This window comes from Bradyrhizobium zhengyangense, from assembly GCF_022012555.1.
GTDB lineage: Bacteria > Pseudomonadota > Alphaproteobacteria > Rhizobiales > Xanthobacteraceae > Bradyrhizobium > Bradyrhizobium zhengyangense.
The window spans coordinates 39,984-50,443 of record NZ_JAKLTZ010000027.1 but is presented as its reverse complement, the minus strand read 5'-3'; the positions used below and the strand labels follow the sequence as shown (position 1 = coordinate 50,443).

Here is a 10,460-nt window from a genome sequence, read left to right as displayed (position 1 = left end):
CAGTGCATTGAACACCAAAGGAGCAAGACCGGTCGGAAACCTAGCCAAGCCGCGCGTAAAGACCAAGCAGGTCAACATCCCCACCTTCGATGTCAGGACCGCACTGTACGGAGTGCTGGGCGTCGATTGAGGCGGTGACGGCGACGGCTCGCAAGATTGCGGTTTTATTCTACAACACACTCCGGCACGGCATGAGCTACAAGGATCCTGGCGCCGACCAATATGAGCAGCAATATCGTAGCCGCGTCCTCGCCAACCTACAGCGCCGGGCGAAATCGCTAGGCTTCGTGTTGCAGGCCCTCCCGGGCGACGCCAATCCGGCTGTTTCTTAGGAAGTCGATCGCGATCTTTGCCGGAACCCGGACATGAGCTTTCGCTTCATCGAGGACCATCGCGACACCTATCCGGTGCGGCTGATGTGCGCCGTGCTCGAGGTCTCGCCGGCCGGCTACTACGCTTGGCGCGACCGCCCCGTGAGTGAGCGGACAAAATCCCATGCCGCGCTGCTGGCCGAGATACGGCAGGTCCATCAGGACAGCAGCGGCCGCTACGGCAGTCCGCGCGTCCATGCCGCCCTGCGCAGGCAGGGACGCAGCGCCAGCCGCGGCCGGATCGAGCGGACGATGCGCCGGCATGGCATCCGCGCCATCACCGCAAAGCCACGCCGTGTGCGCACCACCGACAGCCATCACGACCTGCCGGTCGCACCGAACCTGATCGCGCGCGACTTCACGGCGGAAGCCCCGAACCGGGTCTGGCTCGGCGACATCACCTACATCCCGACCGCCGAGGGATGGCTTTATCTGGCCGCCGTCATGGATCTGTTCAGCCGAAAGATCGTCCGCTGGGCCATGCGCGATCACATGCACGTCGAGCTCGCCTCCGCAGCCCTGACGATGGCAATCCGGGAGCGGCGGCCGCAGGCCGGATTGATCTGCCACACCGACCGGGGTGTGCAGTACGCTTCGCACGCTTATCGCAGCACCCTTATGGAGGCCGGCATGACGGCATCAATGAGCCGCAGGGCCGATTGCTACGACAACGCCCCGATGGAAAGCTTCTTCCATACCCTGAAGACCGAGCTCGTCCATCATCGCAACTACAAGACCCGCGCCGAAGCTCAACGCGATATCTTCGCCTTCATCGAGGGATTCTATAACCGGACAAGGCTCCATTCCGCACTCGGATATATCCCCCCGATCGAGATGGAGCTAAAAGCCGCTTAACCCGTCCACTTTATCGGGGGAAGATCAGATCCAGGTCAATGTGTTGGGCGCCGAACGTCGGCGGGATAGAGTTACTTCGAGTAGGTCTGCCCGGTCGAGGAAATCTTGCAGGCCGGGGAGAGGGTCTGCGGCATCATGCGGCTGGGATGGCTCATAGGTTCTGTTCACATGGTGTCGGATAACGCCCTATCGATCAGGACGGCGCAAATGACTTACATGCTAGCAGGCATCGGCTGGCGGAGTTCCACATTGAGTTAGCAGCCGCAGAGCGCAGGCTGAGCGCGGACTCTGTCGCTTCTTGCATTTTGGTGAATCCCACCGCGTCCAATTGCTTATTCACTGCGTCGCACAAATGTAGATCGCGACGCTGTTCGGGATCCCGTTCCCACCCCGAAAGCGGCGCTGGCAGCCGAGCGTGCGAAGGTTTGGCGATCGGCGCTGAGCCGTTCGCTGTGGCCTACGCCCAACAGCTACCTTACGGAAGAATGTCGGAACCAAAAGAACTCGAGCCATTTTCTGCGGCCACCACAATGTCTGAAGATCCTCGGCATTCATTCAGTTCCCGAGAACTGCCGGGCGCCGGGCCGGCCTTAGCGAGGCACCTATGTTGTATGCCGCATGAGAGCTCAAGCCCGCCGAACTCCCTGGGAAGCAGCGATCATCACTGCAGGATCGATGCGCCTTTGAAGACTGCTCAGAGACGTTCGGCGGATTTTGCCGGCGCGACGATCACGATGTTCGCGCGCCGGGGACCTTCAGATTGCCGATTGCAAGACACAATCGGTGGCTTGATCGGCGCAATAGCAAAATGGCAGCTCCTGGCTCGACGAACCCACGGCTTGACATCTGTACTACTAGCGCCACTCTTTCCGCTCGCTGGCCTCCGGCCCAAAGCAGCTTTTTTAATAGACAACTGTGAGACCTTCTCACTTATGATCAAAACGCCGATTGGCCATTCCACGCCCACGCGTCGAGCCTATCTAGCCGTCACTTGCACATGAACTTCGCCTCCAGCCGAGCTCTCAATGATTGCGCTTCAAAAGCACAAGGCCATAGCGGTCGGCCGGCTTGTCCGCAAGTCAGCGGCAACAACATCTTTGTGCAGCAGGAGACGGCCGTGATGCCAAGACATACACAACTACCAGGAACGAAGGCGGACACCCGATGGCATCGATGACGGTGCGTCGGGACGCTGCGGAGAAACTCTCTCGCTCGTGTCCTCGGGCGTCCTGTAGCGACCGCTGCGGCGCCGGGTACGCCAGCGTGACCCGAATCGGCGCTTACCAGTAAGCTGACAGGATCATACCCAATGAGCGCCGGTTTTCAGTTTCATGTAGCGGCCGTGCCGTGCCGTCTAGACGCCGTTCTGTTCAAGCGGGATCTGTCGACGAGCCTCGCTTGTTGGAGTGTGATGACGCGGCACGCCACGCTCCGAATCAAAGCGGCCCGCCTCGTCCTACACTCTACATGTCGCGTAAGCGACATCGAGCCGCGCACATCGCGACTACCGGCCAGGAGACGCGTGGCCCGGGTCCTGCAGGGCCACCTGCTAGCATCATTAGAGTGCGCCCGCCGAGGCGCTATCAGGAGCTTCGCGTGACCCTCAATCTGCTGGACCGCCAAAATGTAACAGATGGCGCGCCAGCGCCCGCCGCGTGCCCATCTAGCAATAAGCGGCGCACTCAAAATGCCGAGGGGAAGACGCTCGTATTGACTGGTGCTTCCCGCGGTATAGGCCACGCGACCGGCAAATTGTTTTCGGCAGCTGGATGGCGGATCATCACGTGTTCTCGGCAGCCATTCGAGGGTAGCCGTTGTCCTTGGGAAGCAGGATTGGACAACCATATTCAAGCCGAACTTAGCGACTCTCGAGCGTTGCAGCACGCGATCGCGGAGATCAAGGAGCGGCTCAATGGCGGCCCTCTGCATGCGCTTATCAACAATGCGGGCATTTCCCCGAAGGCCGCTGACGGCACCCGATTAAATTCGCTGAACACTCCGGTCGACACCTGGAAGAGCGTGTTCCATGTCAATTTGCTCGCACCCATCATGTTCTCGCAGGGGCTCTTCCATCAGCTAACGCTCGCTTCTGGTGCAATCGTGAACGTCACCTCGATCGCCGGATCGAGAGTGCATCCGTATGCCGGTACTGCCTATGCGACATCAAAGGCGGCACTTTCGTGCTTGACCCGCGAGATGGCGCATGACTATGCGCCTTACGGGATTCGCGTCAATGCTATTGCACCAGGCGAGATCAAGACAGACATTCTGTCGCCGGAGACAGAAACCAATTTGATCCCAACTATCCCGATGCACCGGGTCGGAACACCGGACGAGGTCGCGAAGGTTATCTTCTTCCTTTGCTCGGAGGCTGCCAGCTATGTCACAGGTGCCGAAGTGCCTGCAAATGGAGGGCAGCATGTGTGATCAGACACCAAGAAGAGTTACTCACGCGCGATCGATTAATTGGCAGCTCCCGCATGGAGCGTTGAGCGCTCGCGTTACTCCCGACTAGCAATTCCTGATTCCGCAGTTTCGATCCAACGGCCACGCCGTACGAGCCAGGATAGCGCCGTTGCTCGCACGCCGCGGCGCGACCGCGATGGCACGCCTCTCGCCTGAGAGATACCACGTTTTGGCCCACGTTCCATTCCGGCCGCAGGAACATTTTTTATGAGCTGCCACATAGACGCTAGCCCCGATGCCCAAGGGGCGGCGGCCAGAAGGTGAAATTTATTAAGCGCGGCCTTTATAAAACAAGTCCCGCTAATATGGCTCGACGGGGCATGTCACATTTCGAACAATGCTACGAGTAAGAACATATCAGCACGCGGCTACGTCCACTTTGCGACAATCGGGTGCATCGACGCTGTCTGCCTCCGACCTTTTTCCTTCCTATCCGTCGGCACACTTGTTGCAAACGCCTTCTAATGCAGCCTCGCGTTAATAGATCGCCAGAAGCGCGCGCCGCGCAAGGCGCCCGATCGTTCAAGCACCGCATCCGAGGAATTCGTATGAGCATAGTCACTACCCAGAGCGCCGCGGAGATGAAGGCCCGCAACAAGCAACTGATCGATGAGGCCTTAAAAATCTACCCGGAAAAGACCGCCAAGCGCCGCGCCAAACACCTGAACGTACACGAGGCGGGTAAGCACGATTGCGGGGTTAAGTCGAACCTGAAGTCGATCCCCGGAGTAATGACGACTCGCGGCTGTGCATACGCTGGCTCCAAGGGGGTCGTGTGGGGCCCGATCAAGGACATGATTAACATCAGCCACGGTCCGGTCGGCTGCGGCCAATATTCCTGGGCTGCACGCCGCAATTACTACATAGGCAAGACCGGAATCGACAGCTTCGTCACCATGCAGTTCACCTCCGACTTCCAGGAGAAAGACATCGTGTTTGGCGGCGACAAGAAGCTCGGTAAGGTCATTGACGAACTTCAGGAGCTCTTTCCGCTCAACCACGGCATTACGATTCAGTCCGAGTGCCCGATCGGCCTTATCGGCGACGACATCGAGGCTGTGTCGAAGGCGAAGTCAAAGGAACACAATGGCAAGACCATTGTACCGGTTCGCTGCGAAGGGTTTCGCGGCGTCTCGCAGTCGCTTGGCCACCACATCGCCAACGATGCGCTGCGGGACTGGATCCTGGACAGAGTGTCGCCGGAAGCGACACCCGCGTTCGAGTCAACGCCCTACGATGTCACGATCATCGGCGACTACAATATCGGTGGGGACGCTTGGTCATCGCGTATCCTGCTCGAAGAGATGGGCCTGCGTGTGATTGCGCAATGGTCCGGCGACGGCAGCCTCGCCGAACTGGAAGCAACGCCCAGGGCGAAGCTCAACCTATTGCACTGCTACCGTTCGATGAACTACATCTCCCGACACATGGAGGAAAAGTTCGGCATTCCATGGTGCGAGTACAACTTCTTTGGCCCTTCCAAGATCGCCGATTCGCTGCGCAAAATTGCCAGCTTCTTCGACGAACGCATCAAGGAAGGTGCCGAGCGTGTGATCGCCAAGTACCAGCCGCTGATGGCCTCGGTAATTGAGAAGTACCGCCCCCGCCTCCAGGGCAAGACAGTGATGCTGTTCGTCGGCGGCTTGCGTCCCCGCCACGTAATCGGCGCCTATGAGGACCTTGGTATGGAGGTCGTAGGAACGGGCTACGAATTCGGCCATCATGACGACTACCAGCGCACTGCTCAGCACTACTTAAAGGACGGCACACTGATCTATGACGACGTCACGGGCTACGAGTTTGAGCGTTTCGTCGAGACCATTCAGCCAGATCTCGTCGGCTCCGGCATAAAGGAGAAGTACGTCTTCCAGAAAATGGGCATTCCATTCCGTCAAATGCACTCCTGGGACTATTCCGGTCCTTATCACGGCTATGACGGCTTCGCGATCTTCGCTCGTGACATGGACATGGCAATAAACTCGCCCGTCTGGAAGAAACTCAAGGCACCTTGGAAGGATACTCCAGCGCCAGGCCTAATGGCCGCGGAATAAAGGAATGCACAGATCTGGCTCCGCCTATGCGAGAAGGCGGGCCAACCTAGTCGATAAACCAATCGCCGAAAAGGAGAGTGCCGCGTTGACACAGAATGCCGAACACGTCCTCGATCACTTGGATCTATTCCGAGGTCCGGAATATCAGCAAATGCTCGCCAAAAAGAAGGCGCTGTTCGAGAACCCGCATGACCAAAGGGAAGTCGAGCGGATCAGCGAATGGTCAAAGACGCGAGAATACCGCGAGAAGAACTTCGCGCGTGAAGCATTGACTGTGAACCCCGCCAAGGCCTGCCAGCCACTCGGTGCGGTGTTCGCTGCCTCCGGTTTTGAGGGCACGCTGCCCTTCGTTCACGGCTCACAGGGTTGCGTCGCATACTACCGAAGTCATCTTTCGAGACACTTTAAGGAGCCAAGCTCCTGCGTCTCTTCCTCGATGACTGAGGACGCCGGGGTGTTCGGTGGTCTAAACAACATGATTGACGGGCTCGCTAACGCTTACAACATATACAAGCCCAAGATGATCGCGGTTTCCACCACGTGCATGGCCGAAGTGATCGGGGATGACCTGAACGCCTTCATCAAGACAGCGAAGGAGAAGGGGTCAGTCCCGGCACAATATGATGTTCCCTTCGCTCATACACCTGCCTTTGTCGGCAGCCACGTGACCGGGTATGACAATGCGCTGAAGAGCATCCTTGAGCACTTCTGGGATGGCAAGGCAGGCACCGCCTCCAAACTAGAGCGCAAGGTGAACGGCAAGATTAATTTCATCGGTGGGTTCGACGGGTACACGGTCGGGAACATCCGGGAAATTAAGCGCGTCTTCGAGTTGATGGGAATCGAATATACTATACTCGCCGACAACAGCGATGTCTTCGATACTCCGACCGACGGCGAGTTCCGCATGTATGATGGCGGCACCACGCTGGAGGACGCGGCTAACGCGATCCATGCCAAAGCCACGATCTCCATGCAGCAACACTGCACCGAGAAGACACTGTCCTTCGTCGAGGGGCACGGTCATGAGGTTGCCGCCTTCAACTACCCCATCGGTGTCAGCGCGACGGACGAATTCCTAATGACTGTGTCCCGCATGACCGGCAAGCCGATCGCGAAGGCATTGGAGCGGGAGCGCGGCCGTCTCGTGGACGCCATGGCAGACTCCAGTGCGTATCTGCACGGCAAGAAGTTCGCGATCTACGGCGATCCGGATCTCTGCTACGGGCTCTCTTCATTCCTCCTGGAGCTCGGTGCAGAGCCGGCTCATGTGCTGTCTACGAATGGTGGCAAGGCTTGGGCAGAGAAAATGGAGGAACTGTTTGTTAGTTCACTGTTTGGCAAGAACTGCTCTGCATATCCCGGCAAAGATCTCTGGCACATGCGCTCCCTATTATGCACTGAGCCGGTCGATTACCTGATTGGCAACACCTACGGGAAGTACCTCGAGCGCGATACCGGGACGCCACTGATCCGCATCGGTTTCCCTGTGTTCGATCGGCACCATCAACATCGGTATCCCGTCTGGGGTTATCAGGGCGGCATAAACGTTCTTGTCAAGATACTGGACAAGGTCCTGGACCAGATGGACAGGACTGGAGCGGACTATAGCTTTGATATCATCCGCTGACGTAAATGATTTGGTCTAGCGCCGGCCAGAGCAGGGTCGACGGCCGGTGTCTAGCCAGAAAGATCCACGTCGCGGCACAAGGCTCGCGCGGCGGGTCGAAGAAAATAGGAGATACGTATGAGCGTCGACACGTCCGCCATCGAGGACGTCTTCAACGAGCCGGGTTGTGGCAGAAACGACAACAAGACGGCGGCCGAACGTACTATGGGGTGCACTAGGCAGTTGAAGCCAGGAGAGGCGGGCGGCGGATGCGCATTCGACGGCGCCAAAATCGCGCTACAGCCGTTCACCGACGTTGCGCATCTGGTCCACGGCCCAATCGCCTGCGAGGGCAATTCCTGGGACAACCGAGGCAGCGCCTCCTCAGGCTCCGATCTCTGGCGCCGAAGCTTCACGACCGACATGAACGAAACCGATGTAATCTTTGGCGGCGAAAAGCGCCTTTATCAAGCGATCGGGGAGGTGATCGGCAAGTTCGATCCGCCGGCTGTCTTTGTTTACCAAACCTGCGTGCCAGCCGCGATTGGCGACGACATCAAGGCCGTGTGCAAGGCTGCCGTGGCCAAGTTCGGTAAGCCTATCATTCCTGTAAATTCGCCGGGGTTCGTCGGGTCCAAGAACCTCGGAAACAAGCTTGCCGGCGAGGCGCTGCTTGAGCATGTGATCGGCACTGAGGAACCGGACTATACCACTCCCTACGACATCAATATCATCGGCGAATACAACTTGTCCGGCGAGTTCTGGCAGATCAAACCGCTGCTCGATGAACTTGGCATCCGCATCCTTTCTTGTATCTCCGGCGATGGGAAATATCACGAGCTGGCCTGTTCGCATCGCGCAAAGGCTGCGATGCTAGTGTGTTCCAAGGCGATGATAAACGTCGCCCGTAAGATGGAGGAACGCTACGGCATTCCCTACTTCGAGGGCTCGTTCTACGGCGTGCAGGATTCCAGCAACTCCTTGCGGACGATCGCGCGCATGCTGATCGAGCGCGGCGCGCCGCTGGAGCTTGGAGGGCGTACCGAGGCTGTCATCATGCGTGAGGAAGCAAGGGTACGCGCGGCGATCGAGCGCTTCAAACCACGATTCAAGGGTAAGAAGGTTCTGTTGATCACCGGCGGTGTTAAGTCGTGGTCGGTGGTCGCGGCGCTGCAGGAGGCCGGTCTAGAGATCGCCGGCACCTCCGTGAAGAAGTCCACCAAAGAGGACAAAGACCGCATCAAGGAGCTGATGGGCCGGCACGCCCTTATGATCGAGGAAGCGGCGCCGCGCGACATCTACAAAATGTTGATGAACTCCCGGGCTGATATGATGCTCTCCGGCGGCAAGTCGCAGTTCGTCGCGCTGAAGGCGATGATACCTTGGCTTGACATCAACCAGGAGCGTTCTCAGGCGTACATGGGGTATATTGGCATGGTCAAGCTGATGGAGGAGATTGATAAGGCGCTCTACAATCCAATATGGACCCAACTACGCCGTCCCGCGCCTTGGGACGAAGCGGAGGTCAATCGGCAGACCAACATCCCGCACACGGATTCGCACGCCGCAGAGAATTCCACCGCCGTGCGAGGTCATTCCAGCGCCGCCGGATTCAAGGAACGCGCCAATGCCTCGGGCAGGTGGGTCGTTGGGCACATTTCCGCTGCGCAGGCAACATGCGCCGTCCAGGCGTCGGAATAGGGCGTCTGCCAATGGCCATCGTCTCCACCTCCGAGAAATCCTGCACGGTCAATCCGCTCAAGATGAGCCAGCCGATCGGCGGCTCTTTCGCCTTTATGGGCCTTCGCGGCGCGATGCCGCTGCTACACGGCTCCCAGGGCTGCACCTCGTTCGGCCTGACCCTGTTCGTGCGGCACTTCAGGGAGGCAGTGCCGATGCAGACCACCGCAATGAGTGAAGTCGAGGCCGTGTTCGGCGGTCAGGAAAATGTCGAACAGGCGATACTTAACATCTACAATGGTGCGAAACCGGAAATCATCGGGATCAATTCGACCGGCCTGACCGAGATAAAGGGAGAGGACGTCGAACGATTCATTTACCTGATTCAGCAAAAGCACCCACAGCTCGAAAGGCTTCCGCTGGTTTACGTCTCGACCCCGGATTTCAAGGGCGCGTTCCAGGACGGCTGGGACAAGACGGTCGCACGAATGGTGGAAGTCCTGGTCCATCCCGTCGAGACGGGTCGGGCGCGGGATCCCGCTCGCATCAATGTTCTGCCGGGCTGCCACCTCACGCCAGGCGATCTCAATGAGCTGCGGACGATCCTGGAGGATTTCGGACTGAAACCATCCTTCCTGCCGGACCTGGCCGGTTCGCTCGACGGTCAAATTCCCGATGAGTTCACGCCCACCACGATCGGCGGCATCGGGGTCGACGAGATTGCGACAATGGGGCAGGCGGCATGGACGATCGCGATCGGCGCGCAGATGCAACGTGCGGCGGAGGCCATGTATGCGAAAACAGGCGTACGATTTCGCTTGTTCGAACGCCTCTGCGGCCTCGTTCCCAACGACGAGTTCATCGCGTTTCTGAGCAAGATCAGTGACCGGCCAGTTCCGCTAAAGTACCGCCGGCAGCGCGGCCAACTCGCGGATGCTATGTTGGATGCGCATTTCTACATCGGGGGCCGTAAGCTGGCGATCGGCGCCGAGCCGGACTTGCTCTTCGATCTCTCCAGCATGCTGTACGACATGGGTGCCAATATCGCAGTCGCCGTGACCACAACAGCCTCCCCCGTGTTGCAGCGTATCAGGACGGAGGAGGTCCTGATCGGAGATCTCGAAGATCTCGAGGAACTTGCCAAGACCCACGGCTGCAATCTCCTCATCACCCATTCGCACGGCCGCCAGGCGGCCTCGCGCCTTAACATCCCGTTTTTTCGCGCTGGCTTCCCGATGTTCGATCGTCTTGGCGCCGGCCACCAGCTCTCAGTCGGCTACCGCGGCACGCGCGATCTCATCTTCGGCCTCGCCAATCTTGTCATTGCCGATCGCGAGGCGAAGCACCAGCCGACGCCCGATACTTGGCGAAGCGTTGACCGCGACTTCAAGACCGTCCCGTCCTACCCGCAATAACCCAATAAGGAGA

The 10,460-nt window shown here is 58.7% G+C and carries 5 protein-coding genes and 2 pseudogenes; all 7 read left to right on the top strand.

Features of this window, described 5'->3' with window-relative positions; genetic code table 11:
* Nucleotides 1-332, top strand: a pseudogene (locus L6639_RS43765) (IS110 family transposase); the annotation flags it as partial.
* Nucleotides 333-341: 9 nt separating this feature from the next.
* Nucleotides 342-1,226 (top strand): annotated as a pseudogene (locus L6639_RS40240) (IS3 family transposase); the annotation flags it as partial.
* A 1,596-nt stretch (nucleotides 1,227-2,822) separates the two neighbouring features.
* The gene (locus L6639_RS40235) at nucleotides 2,823-3,653 is read left to right on the top strand and encodes an SDR family NAD(P)-dependent oxidoreductase (RefSeq protein ID WP_232995639.1); all 831 of its coding nucleotides are present in this window, start codon (nucleotides 2,823-2,825) and stop codon (nucleotides 3,651-3,653) included.
* A gap of 587 nt (nucleotides 3,654-4,240) precedes the next feature.
* Complete coding sequence (gene nifD, locus L6639_RS40230; protein ID WP_128929919.1) at nucleotides 4,241-5,743, top strand: nitrogenase molybdenum-iron protein alpha chain; 1,503 nt, start codon at nucleotides 4,241-4,243, stop codon at nucleotides 5,741-5,743.
* Nucleotides 5,744-5,828: 85 nt separating this feature from the next.
* On the top strand, nucleotides 5,829-7,373 hold the full coding sequence (nifK, locus tag L6639_RS40225) for a nitrogenase molybdenum-iron protein subunit beta (protein WP_128929920.1): 1,545 nt from the start codon (nucleotides 5,829-5,831) through the stop codon (nucleotides 7,371-7,373).
* Nucleotides 7,374-7,490: 117 nt separating this feature from the next.
* Entirely contained in the window at nucleotides 7,491-9,053 is a 1,563-nt protein-coding gene (gene nifE, locus L6639_RS40220; RefSeq protein WP_128929921.1) for a nitrogenase iron-molybdenum cofactor biosynthesis protein NifE, read from the top strand.
* Nucleotides 9,054-9,064: 11 nt separating this feature from the next.
* A complete protein-coding gene (gene nifN / locus L6639_RS40215; RefSeq protein WP_128929922.1) occupies nucleotides 9,065-10,447 on the top strand; it encodes a nitrogenase iron-molybdenum cofactor biosynthesis protein NifN in 1,383 nt (460 codons plus the stop codon).
* Nucleotides 10,448-10,460 lie beyond the last annotated feature (13 nt).

What these genes read in the sequence shown, in the direction of transcription:
- nifD (WP_128929919.1), top strand. Translation starts at nt 4,241, where the DNA reads ATGAGCATAGTCACTACCCAGAGCGCCGCGGAGATGAAGGCCCGCAAC.
- nifN (WP_128929922.1), top strand. Translation starts at nt 9,065, where the DNA reads ATGGCCATCGTCTCCACCTCCGAGAAATCCTGCACGGTCAATCCGCTC.
- nifE (WP_128929921.1), top strand. Translation starts at nt 7,491, where the DNA reads ATGAGCGTCGACACGTCCGCCATCGAGGACGTCTTCAACGAGCCGGGT.